This is a genomic window from Georgenia wutianyii (genome assembly GCF_006349365.1).
GTDB lineage: Bacteria > Actinomycetota > Actinomycetes > Actinomycetales > Actinomycetaceae > Oceanitalea > Oceanitalea wutianyii.
Genome location: NZ_CP040899.1, coordinates 708,931 through 732,535 on the forward strand (window position 1 = coordinate 708,931; position 23,605 = coordinate 732,535).

Consider the following 23,605-nt stretch of genomic DNA (forward strand, 5'->3'; position numbering starts at 1 on the left):
CGGCGCCGCGAATGACAGGCTGCTCGTCAGGCGTCGGCAGCCACGCTGATGACGATGGGTTGATCCAGTGAAGCTGTTTGTCCAGGTCCCGTGCCTCAACGAGGAAGAGACCCTGCCGATGGTCCTCGAGTCGATCCCGCGGGAGATCCCCGGGATCGACGAGATCGAGATCCTCATCATCGACGACGGATCCACCGACCGCACGATCGAGGTCGCGCAGGCGCACGGGGTGCGCCACATCGTGCGCCACGCCCGCAACATGGGCCTGGCCCGCTCCTTCCGCGACGGCGTCGACTACGCGCTCGCGCACGGGGCGGACATCGTCGTCAACACCGACGGCGACAACCAGTACCCGCAGGAGCGGATCACCGACCTCGTCCAGCCGATCGTCCACGGCACCGCCGACATCGTCATCGCCGACCGGCAGACGAGCACGATCGCGCACTTCTCGCCCTTCAAGAAGGCGATGCAGCAGGTCGGCTCGAGCGTCGTGAACAAGGCGGCCGGGACGGCCCTGCCCGACGCCGCCTCCGGCTTCCGCGCCTACTCCAAGAACGCGCTGCTGCGCCTCAACGTCATCACGCAGTTCTCCTACTGCATGGAGACGATCATCCAGGCCGGCAACAAGCGCCTGCGCATCGCCTCGCTGCCGATCGAGACGAACCCCAAGACGCGCGAGTCGCGGCTGTTCAAGAACATCTGGCAGCACATGTTCAAGTCCGCGGGCGCCATCTCGCGGTCCTACCTCATGTTCAAGCCGCACCTCGTGCTCGGCACGCTCGGCACGCTCATGCTCATCGCGGCGCTCGTGCCCTTCGTCCGGTTCTTCGTCTTCTGGCTCCAGGGCGAGGGCAGCGGCCACGTCCAGTCGCTCATCTTCGGCAGTGCGATGCTCGTCGGAGCACTGCTGAGCTACGCCCTGCTCGTCATCGCCGACCTCCAGCGCACCAACCGGGTGCTGCTCGAGGAGAGCCTCGAGCGGATCAAGGTGCTCCAGTACCGCCCGCCCGCCGACGTCGCGGGCGACGACCGGTTCGCGCACAACGGCAACGGCCTCGGCCACCACCTGGGACTGGCCGTGCCGCCCCAGAACGCGCAGCACCCGACGACCCTGGCCACGGGCGAGACCGTCGAGCAGTGAGGATCCTGGCCTTCGGCACCTACGACGTGGGGCGCCACCCGCGCGTCCAGGTGCTCGTCGACGGCCTGCGCGCGCACGGCGACGAGGTCCTCGAGCTCAACCGCCCGCTCGGGCTGTCGACGGCGGACAAGGTCCGCGCCCTGCGCAGCCCGCTCGCGCTGCCCGGCTTCGCGCTGCGGATGGCACGGCGCTGGGCCTCCCTCGCCTGGGGCAGCCGTCGCTTCCGCGGACCCGGCCGGCCCGACGCCGTCCTCGTCGGGTACCTCGGGCACTTCGACGTCCTGCTCGCCCGGCTCCTCTTCCCGCGGACGACGATCGTCCTGGACCACCTGATCTTCGCGGCGGACACCGCTCGTGACCGGGGCACCCCCGAGGGGCTGCGCACCCGGCTGCTCGCCCTGCTCGACCGCCTGGCGCTGGGCGCTGCGGACGTCGTCGTCGTGGACACCGAGGAGCACCGGGCGCTCGCGCCCGCCGGGAGCGACACGGTCGTCGTCGACGTCGGCGCGACCGACGCGTGGTTCGCCGCTGCGGCGCCGCAGCCGCCCGCCGACGAGCCGCTGAGCGTCGTCTTCTTCGGCCTGTTCACCCCGCTCCAGGGCACCGAGACCCTCGGCCGTGCGCTGCGCCTGCTCCACGAGCGCGGCGTCGAGGTCCGGGTCACGCTCGTCGGCGACGGGCAGGACGCCCCCGCCGTGCGCGAGTCCGTCGCCGGGCTGCCGTGGGTGACCTGGCACGACTGGGTCGCCCCGGGCGACCTGCCCGGTCTCGTCGCCGCGCACGACGTGTGCCTCGGCGTCTTCGGCACGACCGACAAGGCCAGGCGCGTCGTGCCCAACAAGGTCTACCAGGGCGCCGCCGCCGGCTGCGCGGTCGTCACGAGCGACACCCCGCCGCAGCGCCGCGTGCTCGGTGACTCCGCCCTGTTCGTGCCGCCGGGGGACGCCGAGGCGCTGGCCGACGCGCTCGCCGGCCTCGCCGCCGACCGCGAGCAGCTCGCGCGGCTGCGCGACCGGGCGCGGGCGTGGAGCGGCGAGCGGTTCACCGCCGGCGCGGTCACCGCGCCCCTGGAGGAGGTGCTGGCCCGATGAGCCGCGTCCTGTCCGCGCTGCGCTCCCGCTGGGCCCGCGTGGTCTTCCTCCTCGCCGCACTCGCCTTCGGGATCTGGGCGGTCGCCAGCCAGTGGGACGGCGTCACCGCCGCGCTCGCCGCGATCTCCCCGCTCCAGCTGCTCGCCGTCCTCGCGGTGAGCCTGGCCTACGTCTTCCTCACCATGCTCTCGTGGCGGGCGGTGATGACCGACCTCGGCTCCCGGCTGTCCGTGCGGGACGCGAGCCGGGTGTTCTTCGTGTCCCAGGTCGGCAAGTACCTGCCCGGCGGGGTGTGGAACATCGTCGCCGCGGCCGAGATGGGTGCCGACCACGAGATCCCGCGCCGCCGGTCGGTCTCGGTCATGGCCGTGTCGATCCTCGTCTCCATCGTCACCGGCCTGCTCCTCGCCGTCGTCGCGGTCCTCCTCGGTCCGCCCGAGCTGCGCGAGCAGTTCGGGTGGGTGGCCTGGACGCTGCCGGTCTTCCTCGTCCTGCTCCTGCCGCCCGTCCTCAACCGGGTGCTCGGTCTCGCGCTGTCCCTCGCGCGGCGGCCCGCCCTGGAGCAGCCGCTCACCGGCGGGGGCGTGGCGCGCTCGGCGGCGTGGGCGCTGGCCGGCTGGGTGCTCGCGGGCGTCCAGGTCTGGCTCATCGCCTCGCAGCTCGGCATGGACGCCGACCTCGCCACCCTGGCCCTCGCCGTCGGCGGCTACGCCCTCGCGTGGATCGTCGGCTTCCTCGCCATCGTCGTGCCCGCGGGAGTGGGGGTGCGCGAGGCCGTCCTCGGCGCCCTGCTCGCCGGGCAGCTCGACGCCGGCGCCGTGGTCGTCACGGTGCTCCTGGCCCGCGTCGTCCTCACCGTCGCCGACCTCCTGCTCGGCCTGGGCGCCATGTCGCTGCTGCGCAGGCGCAGCCGGCGCGAGGTCCTGCCCGGCTAGCGGGCGACGCTCGCCGCGAGCCACTCCCACGTGGCCGCGACCCCCGACCGCAGGGACGTCCGCGGCTCCCAGCCGAGCACCTCGCGGGCGAGGCCGACGTCGAGCCACGTCGCCGGCACGTCGAACCCGCGCGCGGGCTCGTGGCGCACGGCGAGGTCCGGGGTGCCGGTGACGTCGCGGACGACGTCGAGGAGCTCACCGAGCGTCGTCGCCCGGCCCGACCCGACGTTGACCACCGGCAGCGCGCCGGTGTGCTGGTGCAGCCGGAGGAGGGCGGCGACGACGTCCTGGACGGCGACGTAGTCACGGGCCGTGCCGAGGTCGCCGAACACGGTGACCGGCCGCCCGGCCGCGACCGCGCGCAGCCAGTGGGCGAGGACGCCCTGTCCCGGCCCGGCCGGCTGGCCGGGGCCGTAGGCGTTGGCGACCCGCACGACCGTCGGGCAGGCGGCGTGGTCGGCCAGGACCTGCTCCAGGCGCACCTTCGCCCGCCCGTACGCGCTCGCGGGCCGGGTGGGCGTCGTCTCGGCGAAGGGTGCCCCGTGGTTCCCGTAGACCGTGCCCCCCGAGCTGAGCAGCACGGTCCGGGGGGACAGCCCGTGGTCGTCGAGCGCGCGGAGGAAGGAGAGGAGGTGGTGCTCGTCCTCGGCGACGAGGTCCGGACGCTCCTCGGCGACCTGTGGGTTGACCTGGGAGACGGCCCACACGACCGTGGAGACGGTGTCCAGCTCCGCGGGCAGGCTCCCGGACGCCAGGACGGGACGCGAGCGCGTGTAGAGGTGGACGTCCGGGCCCTCGAGGGACCGGGCGAGCGCCGACCCGAGGAACCCCGCTCCGCCGACGACCGCGACCCCGCCGTGCGATCCTGTGCGCATGAACCTCCCCCTCTCGGACGGAGCCGCGTGAGCCGCCCTCGCCTCATCGTGCTGGCGTCGACCTACCCGGGCCGTCCAGGGGACGGGACACCGGAGTTCGTCTCCGACCTGGCCCGGCGTGAGGCCGAGCACTTCGACACGATAGCCCTCGTCCCCGCCGTGCCCGGCGGCGCCACACACGAGAGCGAGGGACGGCTGCAGGTCCGCCGCTTCCGGTACTTCCCGGCCCGCTGGGAGCGGCTGGCGCACGGGGCGATCATCGAGAACCTCCGCCAGGACCGGGCCATGTGGGTGCAGGTCCCGTGCCTCGTCCTCGCCGAGGCGCTGGCGACGCTGCGGACCGTGCGCCGCCACCGTCCCGACGTCGTCCACGCGCACTGGATCGTGCCCCAGGGCCTGGTCGCCACCGTCTGCGCGCCCCGCACCCCGCGGCTCGTCACGACGCTCGGCGGTGACCTCTACGCGCTCGACAGCCCGCTGCTGCGACGGCTCAAGGGATGGGTGGTGCGGCGCGCCGGCCACGTCACCGTGATGAACGAGGAGATGCGCCGGCTGGTCATCGACCTGGGCGCCGCGCCGGAGAAGGTCTCGGTCATGCCGATGGGCGCCGACCTCAGCGGCGTCGTGCCGCGCGTGGAACGGCCCGACGGGCCGGTGCGACTGCTGTTCGTCGGCCGACTCGTGGAGAAGAAGGGCCTGCACGTCCTGCTCGAGGCGCTGCGGCTGGTCCGGGCCGACGTCCGGCTCACCGTCGTGGGCGACGGGCCGCTGCGGGCGCAGAGCGAGCGCGCCGCCGAGGGGCTGCCGGTGACGTTCGCTGGCCAGCTCGGGCGGACCGCGCTGCGTCAGGCCTACGCTGAGGCGGACATCGTCGTCGTCCCCTCGGTGCCCGCCGCTTCCGGGGACCAGGACGGCCTCCCGGTCGTCCTCCTCGAGGCGATGGGCACCGGCTGCGCCGTCGTCGCCTCCGCGCTCGCCGGGATCGACGAGGCCGTGCGCGACGACGTCGACGGCGTGCTCACCGCGCCCGGCGACCCGGCCGCCCTCGCCCGCGCGCTCGACGACCTCGCAGCCGATCCCGGGCGCCGGGCCGAGCTCGGCCGCTCGGCCCGGGAGCGGGCCACCGAGTTCTCCGCCGACGCCGTCGGCCGCCGGTACGTCGACCTCCTGCGCAGCCTCACCTCCTGACCTCGCGCCGCCGCCGCCCCGATCCCGGGACACGCCCGCGGCGGCGACCGGATCCCACCCGGCCGGTGGTTAGCCTGTCCGGAATGCGAGGGGGAGCGTGGATGCGGGGAGGCCGATGGGCCGTCGCCGGCGTGCTGGCGGGACTGCTGGCGACGTCGGGCACGGTGGCGGCCGCCAAGGGCGGGCAGAGCGACGGCTGGGGCCAGGACTTCTACCTCTCCGACAGCTTCGCCGCCGAGGCGAACGCGGTCTTCACCTTCGGGGTGCAGACCGACCGCTACTGGGTGGGTGACTGGGACGGCGACGGCGTCGACACGATCGGCTCGCGCAACCTCACCAACGTGTTCTCGGTGCGCAACTCCAACACCACCGGCGGCCCCGACCGGCAGTTCGGCTACGGGCGTGCGTGGGACACCGTCCTCGTGGGCGACTGGAACGGGGACGGCACCGACACGATGACCGTGCGCCGCGGCATGGTCTACCACGTCAAGAACTCGCTGAGCGGGGGAGCGGCGGACGTCGTCCTCCCCTACGGCAAGGCCACGGACGAGGTGCTCGTCGGCGACTGGGACGGTGACGGCAGGGACACCTTCGCCGTGCGCCGCGGCGCTCAGTACTTCGTCAAGAACTCCCTGTCCGGCGGTCCCGCCGACCAGGTGGTCGTCTACGGCCGGCCCGCCGACGAGGTGCTCGTCGGGGACTGGGACGGTGACGGCAGAGACACCTTCGCCGTGCGCCGCGGGCGGGTCTACCACATCGCCGACTCGATCCGCCCGGGCCAGGCGGACCGCGTCGTCGTCTACGGCCGGGAGAACGACGGCGTCCTCGTCGGGGACTGGGACGGGGACGGCGTGGACTCCCTCGGGGTCCACCGCCTGCGCCCCGCGCTCCAGCGCGTCCCCGACGGCTCGGTGACGGCGGGCGCCCTGGCCGGTGTCGACGCGACCTCCGGGAAGGTCGACCCGCGCAACGGGCGGCTGAGCCACTCCGCCCTGTGCCCGATCCCCTTCCTGCCCACCCACGCCGTCCAGTGCCGGGCGGTGGCCGACCTCGTCGCCTTCGACCGCGCCTACCGGGCCCGGTTCGGTGCGCCGCTGCCGATCAACCCCGCCCCGCTCACCACCTACCGCAGCTACGAGGACCAGCAGTACCTCTGGGCCGAGACCGGTCCGCCGACGGCCGCCCGCCCGGGCGCCTCGCCGCACGGCTACGGCCTGGCCGTGGACTTCGGGGGCCGCACCGACATCGAGTTCGGGCGCCAGCCCTACCTCTGGCTGCGGGACAACGGCCCGCGCTTCGGCTGGCACAACATGCCGTGGAACCGGGAGAACGGCTCGAACCCCGAGCCGTGGCACTTCGACTACCGGGGCTGAGCCTCAGCGCGGCGCGGGGCCGGTGCGGCCGAGGAGACCGTCGCGCAGCCCCTGGGCCATGCGCCGCACGCGCTCGCGGCGGGGCGCGGCGAGCAGCGCGTTGAACGCGACGTACTTGGCCAGCCACACGACGTACCCCACCGACCAGCGCCCGCCGAGCAGGCCCGAGCGGATGAGGAGCACGGTGTTGCGCGCGAGGTAGTAGGTGCGCACGGGGGAGTGGACGTGGACCTCCTGCGCCCGCCCGGGCAGCTTGGTGAGCCGGTCACCGAGCGAGTGGTCGAGGTGGGCGCCGGGCACCGCGTAGAGCGTGTACCCCGCACGTCGGGCGCGCAGGCCCCACTCGAGGTCGACGTGGTCGATGAACCACGCCTCGTTCATGAGGCCGACGTGCTCGAGCACGGGCGCCGGGACGAGGCAGCCCGAGGCGAGGAGGAAGGCCGTCTCGACCCGCTCGGCCGCCAGCTCCTGCGCGGTGGCGCGGCGCGGGCCCCAGCGGCGCGAGACGTAGACCATCTGCTCGGTGGTCGACCGGGTGTCGGCCGACACCGGGCCCACCGCCCCGACCGCGTGGCCCTCGGCCACGGCCGCGTGGACCGCGGCGACGAGCCGGTCGACCATGTCCGGTGCGGGCAGGGAGTCCTGGTCCATGAGCAGGACGTGCTCGGCACCGGCGGCGCGGGCGATGCCGAGGTTCTGCGCCGCGGCGATGCCCTGGTTGACCGGCAGCGCGAGGAGCTCGGCACCCACCCGGTCGCACTCGGCGCGCAGCGCGTCGAGGCGCTGCGGCGCCGAGCCGTTGTCGACGACGACGACCGCGCCGCACTGCTCGGCGAGCGCGGTGAGCAGCGGGCCGGTGACCTCGACCTGCGGCTCGTAGGTGACGACGACGGCGGTGACGCCCGCGTGGCTCACGCGCGCAGCGAGGCGAGGAAGTCGCGGACCTCGTCGATGTGCGGCAGCAGCCCGGCGTCCTGCGCCTCCTGGAGCGTGGGGGCTGCCTCGTCCTTCTCCGACAGGCGCAGCTCCAGCGGGCTGCCGTCACGCGCCGTGGTGGGCCAGTCGATGCCCAGCGACAGCGGGTTGATGCCGTGCTCGCGGCCCGGGGCGTAGGGCTCGGAGCACAGGTAGACGACGGTGGAGTCGTCCTCGAGGGAGCAGAAGGCGTGGCCCAGTCCCTCGGAGATGTAGATGGAGCGGCGGTCGACGTCGTCGAGCAGGACGGCGTCCCACTGGCCGAACGTCGGGGAGCCGACCCGGATGTCGACGACGACGTCGAGCACGGCGCCGCGCGGGCAGCTGACGTACTTGGCCTGCGAGGGCGGCACCTGGGCGAAGTGCACGCCGCGCAGGACGCCGGCGGCGGACACCGAGGAGTTCACCTGCTTGAGGGTGAAGGGGTGGCCCACGGCGTCGACGAACGCCTGCTCCTTGAAGACCTCGAGGAAGACGCCCCGGGGGTCGCCGTGCTGCTTGGTGGTGATCTCCCAGGCTCCCGGGACGTTCAGCTCGCGGAACTCCACAGCTCTTCCTCTCTCGTGGCCGACGTGCCCGCCCAGCCTACCGGCGTGGCCGGGCGGGCGGTCAGTGCGTGCGGTGCACCCCGAGGGTGTCGGTGCCGTTGCCGTCCCAGTCGCCGACGATGACGGAGTCACCCGCCCGCCCGTAGACGACCACGCGGTCCGCGACGCCCGCGGTCATCGAGTTCTTGATGTGGTACTCGCTGCCGCGGCGTACGGCGAGGGTGTCGGTGCCGTTGCCGTCCCAGTCCCCGGCGAGGACGGCGTCGGTCGCCCGGCCGTAGGGCACGAGCGTGTGCGCGGGGCCCGAGGTCATCGTGTTGCGGATGTGGTAGACGCTGCCGCGGCGCACGGCGAGGGTGTCGGTGCCGTTGCCGTCCCAGTCCCCGACGAGCACCTCGTCACCCGGCCGGCCGTAGGCGATGACGGTGGTCGCCGGGCCGGGGGCGATGGAGTTGTTGATGTAGAAGACGTTGCCGCGGCGCACGGCGAGGGTGTCGGTGCCGTTGCCGTCCCAGTCCCCGACGAGCACCTCGTCGCCGGGCTGGCCGTAGGCGACCGAGCGGGCGGTGCGCCCGTCGTGGGCGGCGGTGAGGTGGTACTCCCGGCCGCGGCGGACCGCCACCGTGTCGGTACCGTCCCCGTCCCAGTCCCCGGCGAGGGCGACGTCCCCGGGCCGGCCGAAGGCGAACTCGTGGTGGGCCACCGGGCCCCAGGAGTCGTTGAGGTAGAAGCCGCTCGGCGGCTCGACCCCGGCGGTGGGCTTCCAGTAGTTGGAGAGCATCCCGAAGCGCAGCGTGTTGCCCGGGGTGGTGAGCGTCGCGTTCCCGGTCGTGCACTCCAGGCGCACGCCGGTGATCCGCCCGCCCCACTCGCCCGCGCCGTCGCGGCGGGTGACGACGAGGGTGCGCAGCGAGCCGCCCGCCGGGCAGTACTGCTCGAGCGTGGAGACCTGCAGGGTGTCGGTCCACCTGGTGCGGGTGTCGCCGTCGGCCAGACCGGTCCACGGGTCGGGCCGGGCGACGAGGTAGGGCCGGCTGCCCGCGGCCGTGTGGCCGCCGTTGGTCGAGCTGAACTGGGTGAAGGCGACGGCGCCGTCGTACCAGCGCACCTGGCCCTTCGTCGCGGCGATGGCCTGGTCGGTGCTCGTCGCCTCCTTGGTGGAGACGCGGAAGTCGACACCGTCGGTGACGACGGCGGCGCGCCCGCCGTAGACCTGGCAGCGGTCGGTGTCGCACAGGTCGGAGGTCGCGGTCGGCCGCATGACCGACAGCCCGTAGCTGCGGGCGGCGACGGCCTGCGCCTTGAGCGCCTCGGCGTGCCAGTAGGCGGGCGACTCGCGGGGCACCACACCGCGCAGGTACTCCTCGAGGGTGACGTGGTTGACGACGTCGAAGGTGCCGGCCGCGGCGCCCGCGACGAGGTTGACCGTGCCGCGGTACCAGGTGCCGTCGGTGGCGTTCTGGCGGGGGAGGACGACGAGGCCTCCGTCGCCGGGCGTGCTCGTGCCGGCGGAGACCGCGAGGGAGGTGCCGGACACGGTCCAGGCGGGCCGCGTCAGGGAGCCGTTGAGCCTCGTGCGGTGCTCGACCTGGTAGCCGCCGGCCGTGCGGGTGATCGTCAGCCGGCCCCCGGGCAGCGCCTGCCCGGCGACGAGGAAGGTCGTGCCGGGCGGGCTCTGCAGCGTGACGGTGCTCGCCGGCGCGTAGGCCGACAGCGCGATCCGCAGCAGCCGGTCGGGCACGGTGCTCATCGTCGTGCCGGGGTAGTAGAAGTCGAGGATCTCGGTGTAGCGCTTGCCCGCCTTGGTGGCCGCGCCCTGCGCGCCCCACTGGGACATGCCGATGCCGTGGCCCCAGCCGCGGCCCTCGACCTCCCAGGCCCGGCCGGCGGGCACGTTGTACCGCTCCTCGGCGGCGCTCGCCGGCGCGGCGACGACGAGCGTCCCCAGCAGCAGCGCGAGCACCGAGGTGACGGACGCAGCGATGCGTCGTCTGCGCATACTTCCCTCCAAGGCGTGACCGGTCGGCATGGGGCGAAGGTCACCGGCCCCGGACCGTCACACCATTGTCGCAGAGGCCGATGTGGTGAGCGGAAACATCGTGCAACGAGAGGATCGATCGTGGGACTGGCTCGCGGAGACCGGAGCGTCGTGGGCCGCGGCCTCGTGGCCGCGGTGGCGCTCGCGCTCACCGCGACGACCGGGGCGGTGGCAGCCGAGGAGCCCGAGCCCGTAGGACCGATCGAGTCCTGGGTCTTCAACAACGGCGCCGCGGATCTCGGCCCGGCGACGTCGGCGCAGTACCAGGTGGGCTTCAACGCCGTCGCCCGCGACCACGCCAACGGCCGCCTGTACGCCACCCCGGCCGGCGTGCACGCCGTCACCGGCCAGGTCTTCCAGGTGTTCGCCCGGGACGGTGGCCACGGGGAGCTCGGCTACCCGACCTCCGGCGTCGAGACCGTCGACGGCGCGGGCCACCAGACCTTCCAGTTCGGTGCCGTCTACGTCTCCGCGGCGGGTGGCTTCTCCGTCAAGGGCCCGCTCTACGGGCCGTTCGCGGCGCGCGGCGGTGTCGACGGGCTCGGCCTGCCGGTCGGGCCGGAGGTCATCGACGGCGCCCGCCGCACCCAGCGCTTCGCCCGCGAGACGCTCTCGGTGCCGGTCGGCCCCGGCCAGGACTCCCTCGGCGTGCGCCGCGGGAGCACGTACTACCTCAAGAACGAGATCTCCCCGGGCGAGGCGCACACGGTCGTCGTCTACGGGCGCGAGGCGGACACCGTCCTCGTCGGTGACTGGGACGGGGACGGGGTCGACACCCTCGCCGTGCGCCGCGGGAACGTCTACCACGTGCGCAACTCCCTGCGGCCCGGCCCGGCGGACGAGGTCGTCGTCTACGGCCGGCCGGAGGACACCGTGCTCGTCGGTGACTGGGACGGGGACGGGGTCGACACCTTCGCGGTGCGCCGCGGCAACGAGTACCACGTGAAGAACTCGATGACGCCCGGCCCGGCCGACCAGGTCGTCGTCTACGGCCGCGCGGACGACGAGGCCTATCCCGGGGACTGGTTCGGCACCGGCACCGACACCCTCGCCGTGCGTCGTGGGGCGGAGTTCCACTTCCGCCGGACGATGGCAGGCGGACCCGCCGACGTCGTCACGCCCTACGGCCGCGCCGGGGACGTCGTGCTCGTCGGTGACTGGGACGGGGACGGGGTGGACACCGTCGCCGTGCGCCGCGGCAGCGAGTACCACGTGAAGAACTCCCTCACCGGGGGCCCGGCGGACATCGTCACGCCCTACGGCCGCGCGACCGACGAGGTGCTCGTCGGTGACTGGGACGGGCGTTCCCGCACCCTGGCCCACCGCCCCGGGCGCCCCACCCCGGTCGAGGTGAGCGCAGGTGCCGGGCAGCTGTCGCCGCTCTCGGTGGCCTGGGCGAACAACTCGGTGAACACGACGGCGTTCCGCAAGAGCTCCCTCGCCACCGCGCAGGCGCCGGACGGCACGTGGTGGCAGTACACCGCCTACTTCGACGCGGTCGGCACCCTCGTCCTGGCCCGCCGCGACCGCGACGGCGGGGCGTGGGAGTACAGCTGGACGCGGCACACCGCGAACGTCAGCGACGCGCACAACTCCATCAGCCTCACCGTCGACGGCGCGGGCTACCTCCACCTGTCGTGGGGGCAGCACAACTCCCCGCTCACCTACGCGCGCTCGCTGGCGCCCCACTCCCTGGACCTCGGCCCGACCCGGTCGATGGTCGGCACCCACGAGCGGACGGTCACCTACCCGGAGTTCTTCCGGCTGCCCGACGGCAACCTCTTCTTCCTCTACCGCGAGGGCAGCTCGGGCGACGGCAACGTCGTCCTCAACCGCTACGTCACCGCGCGCCAGCGCTGGGAGCGGGTCCACGACAACCTCATCGACGGCGAGGGGCAGCGCTCGGCGTACTGGCAGGCGGCCGTCGACTCCCTCGGGCGCCTGCACCTGTCGTGGACGTGGCGCGAGACCCCCGACGTCGCGACGAACCACCACGTCGCCTACGCCCGCTCGACGGACGCGTCCGGCCGGGCGTGGGTGCGCAGCGACGGCCGGCCCTACGACACGCTGCCGATCACCCGCGCCGACGCCGAGTACGCCGCCCTCGTGCCGCAGGGCAGCGACCTCATGAACCAGACGTCGATGACCGTGGACGCCGAGGACAACCCCTACATCGCCTCCTACTGGGACTCCGGGCAGGGCGTGCAGTACCAGGTCCTGCGCTCGCTCGGGACGGGGGAGTGGGAGCGGCGCGAGTCGGAGTTCCGCACCGGGGACTTCTCCCTCAGCGGCGGCGGCACCAAGGCCGTGCCGATCGCGCGCCCGCAGATCCTCGTCTCCGGAGCGGGGGAGTCCGCCGAGGCGCACCTGATCATCCGGGATGCCGACCGCGGCGCGGTGGCGAGCCTCGCCACCCTCACCGACTTCGTCGCGAACACGTGGGAGGTGCGCGACCTCACCGACACCCCGCTGGGGGAGTGGGAGCCGAGCTACGACCTCGACCTGTGGCGCTCGCGGGGCGTGCTCGACGTCTTCGTCCAGCGCGTCCGGCAGATCGACGGCGAGGGCCTGGCCGACTACCCGGCGCAGTACGTCCACGTGCTCGAGGTGCCGCCCGGGATCCTCGCCCTGCGACCCGCGCAGCCGGTGCCCGACGCCACCCCGGAGGCGACGCCGGAGCCGACGGCCCAGCCTGGCGCCGAGCCCACGGCCGAGCCCGACGACGAGCAGACCCCCGGGCCGGCCCCCACGCCGTCCGGCTGACGGGGGCGGCCCGGGGGCCGGCAGGACGGGTCAGTGCTTGTGAGAGAGGAGCCCGACGAGGTACTCGCCGTACCCGGACTTGCGCAGCGGCTCGGCGCGCTCGCGCAGCTCCTCGTCGGAGAGGAAGCCCTGGCGCCAGGCGACCTCCTCCGGGCACCCGATCTTCAGCCCCTGCCGGGCCTCGACGGTGCGGACGAAGGACGTGGCGTCGGCGAGGGAGTCGAAGGTGCCGGTGTCGAGCCAGGCGGTGCCCCGGGGGAGCACCTCGACGCGCAGCCGCCCCTGCTCGAGGTAGGTGCGGTTGACGTCGGTGATCTCGTACTCCCCGCGCGCCGAGGGCTTGAGCGCCTTGGCGATCTCGACGACGTCGTTGTCGTAGAAGTACAGGCCGGGCACCGCGTAGGAGCTCTTCGGCTCGGCGGGCTTCTCCTCCAGGGAGAGCGCGCGGAACTCCTCGTCGAACTCGACGACGCCGTACGCCGTCGGGTCCGAGACGTGGTAGGCGAAGACCGCGGCGCCGTCGATGGTGCCGAAGCGGGACAGCCGCTGGCCCATGCCGGGGCCGTAGAAGATGTTGTCACCGAGGACGAGGGCGGCGTCCTCCCCGCCGACGAAGTCCGCGCCGAGGACGAAGGCCTGCGCCAGGCCGTTGGGCTCCGCCTGCACGGTGTAGCTGATGGAGATGCCGAACTGGGAGCCGTCCCCGAGCAGGCGCTGGAAGGACTCGGCGTCGTGCGGCGTCGTGATGACCAGGACGTCGCGGATCCCCGCGAGCATGAGGGTGGTCAGCGGGTAGTAGATCATCGGCTTGTCGTACACCGGGACGAGCTGCTTGCTCACTCCCTGGGTGATCGGGTGCAGCCGCGTGCCGGATCCCCCGGCCAGAATGATTCCTCGCATGGGGACAGTCTGGCCCACAGGCGATGGTGACGGAACTCGTGGGCTCCCGGTCAGCAGCGCACGGTCACCCGCTCCGCCTCCCCGATGGGGGCGAAACGGCGGGAGTCGACGTCCTCGCCGAGCAGGACGAGCGACCCGCCCGCCCGCCACGCCGCCACGGCGTGGGCGAGCATCTCGAGGCGGCTACCGGGGCTGCACAGGACGCGCGGGCGCTCCTCGTCGCGGTGGGAGGCCGGGGTCTGGTCACGGCACCAGTCGGCGAGCTCGCCGTAGGTGACCGGTCCGCCCTGGGAGCCGGTGACCTCGGGGCCGGAGAGCGCCGGGTCTGACGGCGCGGGCTCCTCGACGGGGTCGAGGACGTCGCCGTAGCCCATGAGCGCGGCCGCCGCGTCGACCGCCCCGGCGGGGATCGGCTCGTCGACCTGCATCGCCAGCGCGGGCAGCGCGACGACGAGCAGCATCCCGGCGCTCGGCGCGTCGCCCGCCCGGGAGGTCACCGCGATGTCGGGCTCCTCGGGGTCGGCGTCCGGGAGGAAGACCGAGCTCTCCTCGTCCTCGTCGACGGGCTCCTCGTCGTCCAGGGGTTCCGGCTCGTAGGGGTCGTCGTCGTCGTCGCGGTCCCCCTCGAACTCCTCCTCGGGGGCAGCACGAGCTCCCCGCCCGCGCACCACGTCGCCATCGCCCACACGAGCGCGCGCCAGTGCACCGGGACGTCGAGCAGGACCCGGGTACCGGGGCCGACCTCGCCCTCCTCGACGAGGAGGTTGGTGGCCTTGGTGACCCAGTTGGCCAGGACCCGGCCCGAGAGCTCGACGCGCTCGTCGTCCGGGCCGTACCAGGTGAGTCGGGGCTGGTTGGGCTCGTCCCCGGTCAGGAGGTCGAGCACCTTGGTCGCGATGCTCATGTCCCGAGCCTAGTCCGCACCGCGGGAGCGGGGGAGATCCCGACGCGCCGGTGTCCGCTACCGGGTGATTAACGACCATTGACCCAGATTTGCCCGGTTGGTAGCCTGATCCCGCCATTAAGTCGTTGCGCGCAACATAATGACGTGTCCGCGTGACGACTCCTCCGAAGGAAGGCCTGCAATGAAGCAGCACGTGTCACGAGTACGGGCGGCGGTCCTCACAGCCGCCGTCGCCCTGGGGGCGGGCATGATCGCCCCCACTGCCGTCGCCGACGAGGCCGAGGAGGACTACAGCGTCCTCATCGTGTCCCGGACGCTCGGCTTCCGTCACTCCCACATCCCGGCCACGACCAACGCGGTCATCGGCCTGGGTGAGGAGCACGGCTTCGACGTCGACGTCTGGGACCCGGCCCAGCCCGACCTGTCCATGGGCACCACGCCCTTCACCTCCACCGCCGACCTCGAGAAGTACGCGACGATCCTGTTCGTCTCGCCCGTCGACGGCACGAACAACATGGACCCGGCCCGTCCGCGGCTGCTCGACGACAGCGAGCTCGCCGCGTTCCAGGGCTACATCCGCGGGGGCGGCGGCTACGTCGGCATCCACGCCGCCACCGACACGATGCACACCGTGCCCTGGTACAGCCAGCTGACCGGTGGCGGAGCGCGCTTCCGCAACCACCCGCAGAACCAGCAGGCGACCATGCGCGTGGAGAACCCGGCGCACCCCTCGACCGCCGGCCTGCCCGCCGAGTGGTCGCGCTTCGACGAGTGGTACAACTACACCGTCAACCCCCGTCCGGACGTCCACGTCCTCATGACGCTGGACGAGTCCACCTACAACCCCGGTGGCGGGCGGATGGGTGAGGACCACCCGATCGCGTGGTGCCAGAACTTCGAGGGTGGCCGCTCCTGGTACACCGGCGCCGGCCACACCAACGAGTCGTGGGCCGACCCGCTGTGGCTCGGTCACGTCCTGTCCGGCATCGAGTGGACCGCCGGGCTCGTCTCCGGCGGCGGGGACTGCGTGACCTTCCCCGAGGTCGAGAAGATCCTCACCGACTCCACCGGCGGTGACGCGGCGGCCAAGGCGGCCTTCGCCGCGCTGCTCGCCTCGGCGAAGTCCGCCGCGAGCGCCGGTGACCACGACGCCGCGCTCGCCTCCCTCCTCCAGGCCCGTACCCGCGCCGCCGGTCTCGGCGTCGACGGCCTCGAGGGCAAGGTGGGCGACCTCATCGTCTGGCAGCGCGCGCTGTCCGAGGACGGCGGCCCGAGCGACGCCGACGGCATCCCCGTCGACGTGTCGATCGTCGACAAGCCCGGCGCCCTCACCCTCACCGTCGGTGACTACGGCGACGGCGTCGAGCTCACCGCCGCCGGCGAGCGCCCGGACCGCTGGCGCTACACCGGCGACCTGCCCACCCTCACGGTGAGCGACTCGCGCAACTCCACCCAGGCCGCCGGTGGCGGCTGGGCGGCCACCGGCCAGTCCTCGGACTTCACGTCCGCGGCCGGCGACCTGCCCGCCGAGCACCTCGGCTGGGTGCCGCGCGTCCTCACCCCGCGCGACGGGCTCGTGGCCGGACCGGCCTCGGTGACCGCGCTCGACGGCGGCACGGGCCTGGCCACGCCCTCGCGCCTCGCCGCCGCCACGGCGGAGGGCCGGCGGGGTACCGCCGAGCTCGACGCCCGGCTCATCCTCGACGTCCCCGTCGGGACGGCCGAGGGTGACTACAGCGCGCGGGTGACCGTCTCGCTGTTCCCGGTGGACTGACCCACCCCGGCGGGCGGGTGGGGTCCTCGAGACCCCACCCGCCCGCCCCACCACCTCCACGACCACGAGGACCTGCCGTGCACCGCCTTCCCCGTCCCGTCGCCGTCCTCCGCGCGCTCGCCGTCGCCGCGCTCGCCGTCGCGGCGGGCGCCGTGCCCGCCACGGCCGGCCTGCCCTCCACCCCCGCGCCGCCCGGCACCACCTGGGCCCTGGAGCCCGCGGACGGCTCCGAGGCCGACGGCCGCGTCTCCCTGCGCCACGTCCTCGAGGACGGCGCCTCGGTCGCCGACCACGTCGTCCTCACGAACTTCAGCGACCACGAGGCGACCTTCGCCGTCTACGCCAGCGACGGCATCGTCGACGAGGCCGGGAGCTTCGACCTCCTGCCGCCCGACACCGAGCCGACCGGCGGCGGGAGCTGGGTGGAGGTCGGGACGGTAACCGGCGCCGAGCCGCGTCCCGGGGGCGGCATCCTCCTCACGACGCCCGCCGGGTCGAGCACCGTCGTCCCCCTCGAGGTCACCGTGCCGGCCGGCGCCACCCCCGGCGACCACCCGGCCGGCGTCGTCGCCGAGCTCGTCCAGGGCGGGGACGCCACCCTCCGGATGAGCTCGCGCGTCGGGGTGCGCCTCCACCTGCGCGTGGCCGGGGAGGTCCGCGGCGAGCTCGGCCCCGACGTCGTCGCGACGTACTCGCCGTCGTGGAACCCGTTCGCCCCCGGCACCGTCACCGTCGACTACACCCTGGAGAACACCGGCAACGTCCGCGTCGGCGCGGACGTCGACGTCTCGCTCGCCGGCCCGTTCGGGGTGGGCGGGGGCGCGGCGTCCGCCGAGCACCGCGAGGTGCTGCCCGGGCAGGAGCTCACCGGCACCGTCCGGCTCGAGGCCTGGCCCCTCGTCGTGGGGAGCGGGCAGCTCGTGGCGACCCCGCTGGGGGTGGGGGAGGACGAGCTGCCGGCGCAGCTGCTGCCCGCCACCGTGGACTTCCGCGTGTGGGCGGTCCCGTGGTCCCAGCTGCTCGTGCTCGCGCTCCTCGCCGCCGCGCCGCTGCTCGTCGTGCGGCTGCGTCGCCGCTCCGCGGCGCGCGTCCAGGCCCGCATCGACGCCGCGGTCGCCGCCGCCACGGCCGAGGCCGCCGCGGGCGCCGGCCCGGTCGCGGCGGAAAGCGCCGACGTCCGCTGACCTCGGCACCCGCCGGCCGCGGGCCCACCCGCGTGGGGCCGGTGGGGCCGGTGCGTCGACACCTGCGGAGAACATCCCCTCATATCACCGCCCGGCTTGACTGGGCGGGATGACACGCGTGTAATTCGGAGGGTACGAACCGGGGCGACGATGGGAAGAGCAGTGTGGAACATTCTTGGTGATGGTCCGCTGACCACAGGAGTCCCAGCGGGCACCGTGCAGGACGGTGTGTACCTTCTCGACGACCTCGGCGACGAGGGCGTCCTCGGGTGGCAGGACCGGGCGCTGTGCGCCCAGACCGACCCCGAGGCCTTCTTCCCGGAGAAGGGCGGGTCCACCCGGGAGGCGAAGCGCGTGTGCACCTCGTGCGAGGTGCGCGTGGAGTGCCTGGAGTACGCGCTCGCCAACGACGAGCGGTTCGGGATCTGGGGCGGGCTGTCCGAGCGGGAGCGCCGCAAGCTCAAGCGCCGGGCCGTCTGATCGTTGGTCACGGACGACTCTGACGCCGGGAGCGTCGCGACGCTGGCCGTCGTGGTCAGCCCCGGCGTCTCGGTGTACCTCCCGCGCACGCTGCGCGGCCTGGCCGAGCAGACCCGTCCCGTCGGGACGGTCCTCGTCGTCGACACCAGCGCACCCGGCCGCGAGATGGGCACCGGCGTGCCCGTGCACGACGCGATCGACGCCGCCGGCCTGCGCGCCGTCTCCACCGTGCGCGTCCTGCGCATCCCGGCCCCCCGCACCTTCGGCGCAGCCGTGCGCGCCGCGCTCGCCGACCACGAGCAGCACCTCGCCGAGCAGGCCCGCCGCCAGGAGCGCCCCGCGCCGCCGCCGGCCCGCTGGCTGTGGCTCCTCCACGACGACTCCGCCCCCGAGCCGCGCGCCCACGCCGCGCTCCTGCGCGCGGGGGAGTCCGGGCCTTCCGTCGCCGTCGCCGGTCCCAAGCAGCGTGACTGGGCCCGCCCCGACCTGCTCCTCGAGGTCGGCATCCGGGCCACCGCCACCGGTCGCCGGGTGCCCGACGTCGAGGACGGCGAGATCGACCAGGGCCAGCACGACTCCCGCGAGGACGTGCTCGGCGTCGGCACCGCCGGCGCCCTCGTCCGCCGCGAGGTCTGGGACCAGCTCGGCGGCCCCGACCCCTCGCTCGGCCCGTACGGCGACGGCCTGGACCTGTCCCAGCGCGCGTGGCTGGCCGGCCACCGCGTCGTCCTCGTCCCCGGTGCCGTCGTCCACCACGCCCGCGCCTCCTACCAGGGGCTGCGCGACCTCTCCAGCCCCCGACCGGACCCGCAGACGGCGCCCGACCCGCGCCGCTCGTTCGCCGCCCGGCGCCGCTCCCAGCTCTTCCTCTGGCTCACCACGACCCCGTGGTACCTGCTGCCGCTCGTCGTGCTCGCCGTCCTCGCGCTCGCCCCGGCGCGGGCGCTGTGGCGCCTCACGACCAAGGAGATCGGCCTCGTCGGCGCCGAGATGCGGTCCGCGGCCGAGGTGCTCGCCGGACCGGCCGCGATCTGGCGGGCCCGCCGCCGCCACCGCCTCACCCGCACGGTGCCGCTGCGCTACCTGCGCCCGCTGCGGTCCACCTGGCGCGACGTCGCGCGGGCCAGGCACGAGGAACGACGCTCGCAGGCAGCCGCCCGGGCCCACCGGGTCGCCCCGAGCGAGCTGGAGCTGCGCGAGCGGGCCGCCCTCGCCCGCCGCCGTCGCGGCGCCCTCGGCCTGCTCCTCCTCGGCCTCACCGCCGTCGCGCTCGTCGCCTTCGGTCCGCTCCTCACCGAGGGGGCCCTGCGCGGCGGGGCCCTCGCCACCCTCGACGCCACCGCCGGCGGCGTGTGGAGCGCCGCCACGTCCGCCTGGGTGGCCGCCGGGCTCGGGCACGCAGGTCCGCCCGACCCGCTGCTCGCGGTCCTCGCCCTCGCGATGACGCCGCTCGCCCCCTTCGGCGCCGGCGGCAACGCCCTCACGGCGGCGGTGCTCGTCCTGGCCGTCCCGCTCGCCGGCACCGGCGCGTGGTTCGCCGCCGGTGCCGCCACCCGCTCGGTCCTCCTGCGCGCCTGGGCCGCGGCCGTGTGGGCGCTGGCCCCCGCCCTCCTCGTCGGCGTCGGGCAGGGCCGGCTCGGGGCCGTCCTGGCCCACCTGCTCCTGCCGTGGGCCGCGCTCGGGGTGGCCCGGGCCGTGGGCGTCCAGCGTCGCGACGTCATCCTCCCCGGCATCGCCGACGCGCGACGGGACGACGACGAGCCCGACGCCGCCGACCGGCCCACCGTCGGCGCGCCCGCGCTCACCTCGGTGCGCCCCTCCGGCGGCTCGATCGCCGCGGCCGCCGGCGCTGGCCTCGCCCTGGCCGTCGTCACCGCCGGTGCGCCGGTCCTGCTCCCGGCCGCCCTCCTCGTCCTCCTCGGCCTTGCCCTGGCCGTCCCGCGCCGCCGCCGGCTGCTCGTGCTCGTCGCCGTGCCGCCCGTGCTCCTGCTCGGCCCGCTCCTCACCGCCGCGCTGAGCAGCACCTCGACGGGCGGCTGGCGCGCGCTCGTCGCCGACCCGGGCCTCCCGCTCGCCGCCGACCCGGGCGCCTCCTGGCTCGCCGCGCTCGGCTGGCCGACGGCGCTGCCCGCGCTCGTCGGGCCCTGGGTCCTCGCCCTCGCCGGCGGGGCCGCCGTGGCGGCCGCCGCGGTGCTCGCGCTCCTGCGCGGCACGGGCCGGGCCCGCGCCGTGCGCGCCGGGTGGCTCGCCGTCCTCGCCGGCCTGGCCACCGCCCTCGTGTCCTCCCGCACGCCCGTGGGCGTCGGCGCCGACCTCGCCGGCGAGGCGAGCGTCGTCACCGGCTGGGGTGGGCCGGGCACCTCCCTCGCCCTCCTCGGGCTCCTCGTCGCGGCGACGGCCGCCGCCGACGGCATGCGCGGGTCGCTCACCGCCCACAGCTTCGGCTGGCGCCACCTCCTCGTCGGCGCCGTCGTCGCCGTCATGGTCCTCGGGCCGCTGGCCACCACCGGCTCCTGGCTCGCCACCGTCCTGCGCGGCGAGGAGCCGGCGCTCCTCGCCCTCGCGGGACGCGACGCCCCGGCCGTCCCCGCGCTCGCCCGCGAGCTGCAGAACGGCCCGGAGCGCTCGCGCGTCCTCGCGCTCCACGCCGAGGGCGGCGCCGTGCGCGCCGAGGTGTGGCGCCACGCCGGGCCCCAGCTCACCGGGGAGGCCGCCGTCGTCGACGTCCGCGGTCTCACTCCCGGCGGGCAGCCCGCCGAGCCGGACGCCGCGTCCGCCGAGCTCGCCGCGCTCACCGCCGAGCTCGCCACCGGCACCGCGCCCGCCGCCGGCGAGCAGCTCGGCCGGCTCGCCGTCGGCGTCGTGCTCGTCCCGCCGCTCACCGACCCGGAGGCCGCCGCCACCCGTCAGGAGCTCATCGCGCGCCTCGACGCCACCGCCGGCCTCGAGCGGGTGACCGAGAACGCCAGCGGCGTCATCTGGCGCACCTCCCGGTCCTCGACGCAGCCCGCCGCGGCGCAGGCGGTGTCCCGGGCGCGGGTCCTCGACGCCGACGGCACCGTCCTCGCGCCGCTGCCGGCCGGCGAGGTCACCGTCTCCACCCGCGTGCCCGCCGGGCCCGAGGGGCGCACCGTCGTCCTCGCCGAGCGTGCCGACACGGCGTGGCGCGCGACCTACAACGGCCGCCCGGTCCGCGCGACCACCGACGGGTGGCGTCAGGCCTTCGAGATCCCCGCACACACCGGCGTGCTCGAGATCGGCTACGAGCCGCCGTGGCAGCTGCCGTGGCGCGTCGCGCAGGCGGTGGGCCTGGGCCTGGCCGTCCTGCTCGCCGTGCCGGTCCGCCGCCGCCGGGAGGAGCACGCATGAGCACCGAGACCACGGGTGGGCGGCGGGTGCTGCGCCGCGTCGCCACCGTCCTCACCGGCGGCGCCCTCCTCGCGGCCTCCGCCGGCGTGGCGGTCGGCGGTGACCTGTGGCCGGTGGAGGCGCAGCCCGTCGCGGAGACCGTCGTCCCCGTCGCCGCCACCACCCTCCTCCAGGTGTGCCCCGGCCCTCCGCGCCTCGCCACCGAGGTCGCCGGGCAGGACCTGGGCTACGACGAGTTCGACCCCGAGGGCTCGGGCACGACCACGCTCGTCGAGGTCGTGAGCGTCGCCCGCGACGGCCTGGCGCCCGCCCCGCTGCGGCTGTGGCCCGGGCTCGACGCCGACGCCGGGGACGACGTCCCCAGCGGCGGGCAGGCGCGGGTCGAGCAGGCTGCCGACACCAGGGAGGCGACCGTCCTGGAGGCCGAGCCCGTCGACGGCGTCGTCGCCCTCGCCGCGGGCACGAGCGTGGCCCTCACCGAGGCCGGGGACCTGCGCGGGCTCGTCGCCACCGCCTGCCAGAGCCCGGCCACGTCGGCCTGGCTCGTCGGCGGGTCGACCGAGCCGGGTGACAGCACCCAGCTCGTGCTGTCCAACGCCGGGGACACCCCGGCGAGCGTCACGTTGTCCGGCTGGGGCTCCACCGGGGCCCTCGACCTGTCGACCGCCGGGACGGTCCTCGTGCCCCCGGGCGGGCAGCGGGTCGTCCTTCTCGAGGCGCTCGTCGCCGACCCGCGCCCCGCCCTCCACGTCGAGTCCTCCGGCGGGTCGGTCACCGCGGTCCTCCAGGACAGCCGCCTGCGCGGCCTCGTCCCGGGCGGCACCGACGTCGTCGCGCCGTCCGTGGCCCCCGAGGAGGCCGTCGTCGTCCCGGGCATCCACCTCGGCGCGACCTCCGGGCAGGACCTCGACGCGCCCGCCGTCCGGATCGTCAACCCGGGCGAGGAGACGGCCACCGCCGCCCTCGTCCTGCTCGGGGCCGAGGGCGAGCTCGCGGTGCCCGGCGCCGACGAGCTCGTCCTCGACCCGGGCGCCGTCGTCGACGTCTCGCTCGCCGGGCTGCCCGAGGGCGCGTGGTCCGCGGTCGTCACCGCCGACCGCCCGCTCACCGCCTCCGCCGTCGTCACCACCGTCGGCCGTGCCGGTGAGGACGACCCCGGGACCGCGCCCGTCGACCGGGCGTGGGTGCCGGCCACCGCGGCACTGTCGACCGGACTGGTCGCGCTCCCCGGGGAGCTCGTCACCGCCGCGACGCTCGTCGTCGCCAACCCGGCGACCACCGCCGTGGACGTCGAGCTCGTGCCGGTGCTGCGCGACGGCACCCGCGGCACCCCGGTCACCCGCACGGTGGAGCCTCGCTCCAGCCTGCGCGAGGACGTCACCGCCCTCGGTGAGGACGTCGCCGCGGTGGAGCTGCACGCCGCGCAGGAGCCGGTCCACGCGTCGGTCATGCTCACCGCCCGCGGCCCGGACGGCGCTCTCATGTCGGCCGTCCCGCTCACCGAGGACCCCGCCACCGCGCGCGCCGTCACCCTCGCGCCGGCCCCTGCCTCCCTCGGCTGACCGTCACAGGTCCTCGGGGTCGCGGCCGAGGAGGTGGGCGACCTGCTCGCGCACGACCTCCTCGACGAGCATCGCCAGCTCGGTGGGGTCCTCGCAGCGGGACTGGATGGGCCGGCGGTACAGGACGACGCGGTCGGGCAGGCCCGCCGGCCCGTCTGCCGGGAAGTAGCGGCCCAGGGCGATCGCGTCGTGCTCCCACGGGCTCGGGTCGGAGGGCGGGACCTCCTCGACGCCGAACTCGACCGTCGCCAGGCGCCGCCCCCAGCGCTTCTCGAGCTGCTCGACGGCGGCGAGGACGGCGTCGTCGAAGGCCTCGCTGCGGGTACGCCACCCGGGCAGGGTCGGCGGCAGGAGCGGTCCGCGCAGGCCTCGGCCGCGCCGGTCACGCCGGCGGGCGGGGTGCCGGGCGGGGAGCGCCGGCGTGAGGTCGTCGCGCACCCCCCGATGCTAGGCCCCGTGCCCGGTTCGCGCGGTCCGGGCGGCGACCGCGGCGCAGGTCACGGCG

General features: G+C 75.1%; 18 protein-coding genes. 11 read left to right on the forward strand and 7 right to left on the reverse strand.

Going from position 1 to position 23,605, the window contains the following annotated elements:
• The first annotated feature begins 67 nt into the window (after positions 1-67).
• From FE251_RS03110 to FE251_RS03120, 3 genes are read left to right on the forward strand one after another with little or no spacing between them, the layout of a single operon-like run.
• The gene (locus FE251_RS03110) at positions 68-1,141 is read left to right on the forward strand and encodes a glycosyltransferase family 2 protein (RefSeq protein ID WP_139073806.1); all 1,074 of its coding nucleotides are present in this window, start codon (positions 68-70) and stop codon (positions 1,139-1,141) included.
• Positions 1,138-2,232 (forward strand): glycosyltransferase, encoded by a 1,095-nt coding sequence (locus FE251_RS03115; protein WP_230976523.1) that lies wholly within the window; start codon positions 1,138-1,140, stop codon positions 2,230-2,232. The genes FE251_RS03110 and FE251_RS03115 overlap by 4 nt, the downstream gene beginning before the upstream one ends.
• Positions 2,229-3,167 carry a lysylphosphatidylglycerol synthase domain-containing protein gene (locus FE251_RS03120; protein WP_139073761.1) on the forward strand — a complete coding sequence of 313 codons (939 nt, stop codon included), beginning with the start codon at positions 2,229-2,231 and terminating at the stop codon, positions 3,165-3,167. Before FE251_RS03115 ends, FE251_RS03120 begins: the two co-directional genes overlap by 4 nt.
• Here FE251_RS03120 and FE251_RS03125 read toward each other — a convergent pair.
• On the reverse strand, positions 3,164-4,042 hold the full coding sequence (locus FE251_RS03125) for an NAD-dependent epimerase/dehydratase family protein (protein WP_139073760.1): 879 nt from the start codon (positions 4,040-4,042) through the stop codon (positions 3,164-3,166). The genes FE251_RS03120 and FE251_RS03125 overlap by 4 nt on opposite strands.
• A gap of 27 nt (positions 4,043-4,069) precedes the next feature.
• Between FE251_RS03125 and FE251_RS03130 the strand changes: the two genes are divergently transcribed.
• Complete coding sequence (locus tag FE251_RS03130; RefSeq protein ID WP_139947809.1) at positions 4,070-5,230, forward strand: glycosyltransferase family 4 protein; 1,161 nt, start codon at positions 4,070-4,072, stop codon at positions 5,228-5,230.
• A 101-nt stretch (positions 5,231-5,331) separates the two neighbouring features.
• Positions 5,332-6,603 carry a M15 family metallopeptidase gene (locus tag FE251_RS03135; RefSeq protein WP_168202639.1) on the forward strand — a complete coding sequence of 424 codons (1,272 nt, stop codon included), beginning with the start codon at positions 5,332-5,334 and terminating at the stop codon, positions 6,601-6,603.
• Between the two features lie 3 nt (positions 6,604-6,606).
• Here FE251_RS03135 and FE251_RS03140 read toward each other — a convergent pair whose 3' ends face one another.
• The 3 genes from FE251_RS03140 to FE251_RS03150 form a co-directional block, all read right to left on the reverse strand.
• On the reverse strand, positions 6,607-7,518 hold the full coding sequence (locus FE251_RS03140) for a glycosyltransferase family 2 protein (protein ID WP_139947812.1): 912 nt from the start codon (positions 7,516-7,518) through the stop codon (positions 6,607-6,609).
• Complete coding sequence (locus FE251_RS03145; RefSeq protein ID WP_139073165.1) at positions 7,515-8,126, reverse strand: dTDP-4-dehydrorhamnose 3,5-epimerase family protein; 612 nt, start codon at positions 8,124-8,126, stop codon at positions 7,515-7,517. The genes FE251_RS03140 and FE251_RS03145 overlap by 4 nt, the downstream gene beginning before the upstream one ends.
• Positions 8,127-8,187: 61 nt before the next feature.
• Complete coding sequence (locus tag FE251_RS03150) at positions 8,188-10,125, reverse strand: SpoIID/LytB domain-containing protein (RefSeq protein WP_168202640.1); 1,938 nt, start codon at positions 10,123-10,125, stop codon at positions 8,188-8,190.
• A gap of 120 nt (positions 10,126-10,245) precedes the next feature.
• Between FE251_RS03150 and FE251_RS15695 the strand changes: the two genes are divergently transcribed.
• Positions 10,246-12,927 (forward strand): BNR-4 repeat-containing protein, encoded by a 2,682-nt coding sequence (locus FE251_RS15695; protein WP_223147560.1) that lies wholly within the window; start codon positions 10,246-10,248, stop codon positions 12,925-12,927.
• Between the two features lie 30 nt (positions 12,928-12,957).
• Here the strand turns inward: FE251_RS15695 and rfbA are convergent, their stop codons facing one another.
• Entirely contained in the window at positions 12,958-13,827 is an 870-nt protein-coding gene (rfbA, locus tag FE251_RS03160) for a glucose-1-phosphate thymidylyltransferase RfbA (protein ID WP_139073163.1), read from the reverse strand.
• A 493-nt stretch (positions 13,828-14,320) separates the two neighbouring features.
• Positions 14,321-14,731, reverse strand: coding sequence for a TIGR03089 family protein (locus FE251_RS15970; protein WP_330998305.1), 411 nt, complete (start codon positions 14,729-14,731; stop codon positions 14,321-14,323).
• Between the two features lie 181 nt (positions 14,732-14,912).
• Here FE251_RS15970 and FE251_RS03170 point away from each other — a divergent pair, with 181 nt between their 5' ends.
• The 5 genes from FE251_RS03170 to FE251_RS03190 all read left to right on the forward strand — a co-directional run bounded on the left by FE251_RS03170 (position 14,913) and on the right by FE251_RS03190 (position 23,100).
• On the forward strand, positions 14,913-16,505 hold the full coding sequence (locus tag FE251_RS03170) for a ThuA domain-containing protein (RefSeq protein ID WP_168202641.1): 1,593 nt from the start codon (positions 14,913-14,915) through the stop codon (positions 16,503-16,505).
• Between the two features lie 77 nt (positions 16,506-16,582).
• Positions 16,583-17,689, forward strand: coding sequence for a hypothetical protein (locus FE251_RS03175; protein WP_139947820.1), 1,107 nt, complete (start codon positions 16,583-16,585; stop codon positions 17,687-17,689).
• A gap of 162 nt (positions 17,690-17,851) precedes the next feature.
• Positions 17,852-18,169, forward strand: a complete 318-nt coding sequence (locus tag FE251_RS03180) for a WhiB family transcriptional regulator (protein WP_139071192.1) — start codon at positions 17,852-17,854, stop codon at positions 18,167-18,169.
• A 51-nt stretch (positions 18,170-18,220) separates the two neighbouring features.
• Positions 18,221-21,538 (forward strand): glycosyltransferase, encoded by a 3,318-nt coding sequence (locus FE251_RS03185; protein ID WP_168202642.1) that lies wholly within the window; start codon positions 18,221-18,223, stop codon positions 21,536-21,538.
• Positions 21,535-23,100 (forward strand): DUF5719 family protein, encoded by a 1,566-nt coding sequence (locus tag FE251_RS03190; protein ID WP_139947824.1) that lies wholly within the window; start codon positions 21,535-21,537, stop codon positions 23,098-23,100. The genes FE251_RS03185 and FE251_RS03190 overlap by 4 nt, the downstream gene beginning before the upstream one ends.
• 3 nt (positions 23,101-23,103) lie before the next feature.
• On the opposite strand, the gene FE251_RS03195 is transcribed toward FE251_RS03190, so the two are convergent.
• Positions 23,104-23,538 carry a metallopeptidase family protein gene (locus FE251_RS03195; protein ID WP_230976524.1) on the reverse strand — a complete coding sequence of 145 codons (435 nt, stop codon included), beginning with the start codon at positions 23,536-23,538 and terminating at the stop codon, positions 23,104-23,106.
• Positions 23,539-23,605: the final 67 nt, after the last annotated feature.

Bases quoted from the DNA above. Each gene is read 5' to 3' on its own strand.
- FE251_RS15970 (WP_330998305.1), bottom strand. From the start codon at position 14,731: ATGAGCATCGCGACCAAGGTGCTCGACCTCCTGACCGGGGACGAGCCC.
- FE251_RS03125 (WP_139073760.1), bottom strand. From the start codon at position 4,042: ATGCGCACAGGATCGCACGGCGGGGTCGCGGTCGTCGGCGGAGCGGGG.
- FE251_RS03150 (WP_168202640.1), bottom strand. From the start codon at position 10,125: ATGCGCAGACGACGCATCGCTGCGTCCGTCACCTCGGTGCTCGCGCTG.
- FE251_RS03120 (WP_139073761.1), top strand. From the start codon at position 2,229: ATGAGCCGCGTCCTGTCCGCGCTGCGCTCCCGCTGGGCCCGCGTGGTC.
- FE251_RS03170 (WP_168202641.1), top strand. From the start codon at position 14,913: ATGAAGCAGCACGTGTCACGAGTACGGGCGGCGGTCCTCACAGCCGCC.
- rfbA (WP_139073163.1), bottom strand. From the start codon at position 13,827: ATGCGAGGAATCATTCTGGCCGGGGGATCCGGCACGCGGCTGCACCCG.
- FE251_RS03135 (WP_168202639.1), top strand. From the start codon at position 5,332: ATGCGGGGAGGCCGATGGGCCGTCGCCGGCGTGCTGGCGGGACTGCTG.
- FE251_RS03190 (WP_139947824.1), top strand. From the start codon at position 21,535: ATGAGCACCGAGACCACGGGTGGGCGGCGGGTGCTGCGCCGCGTCGCC.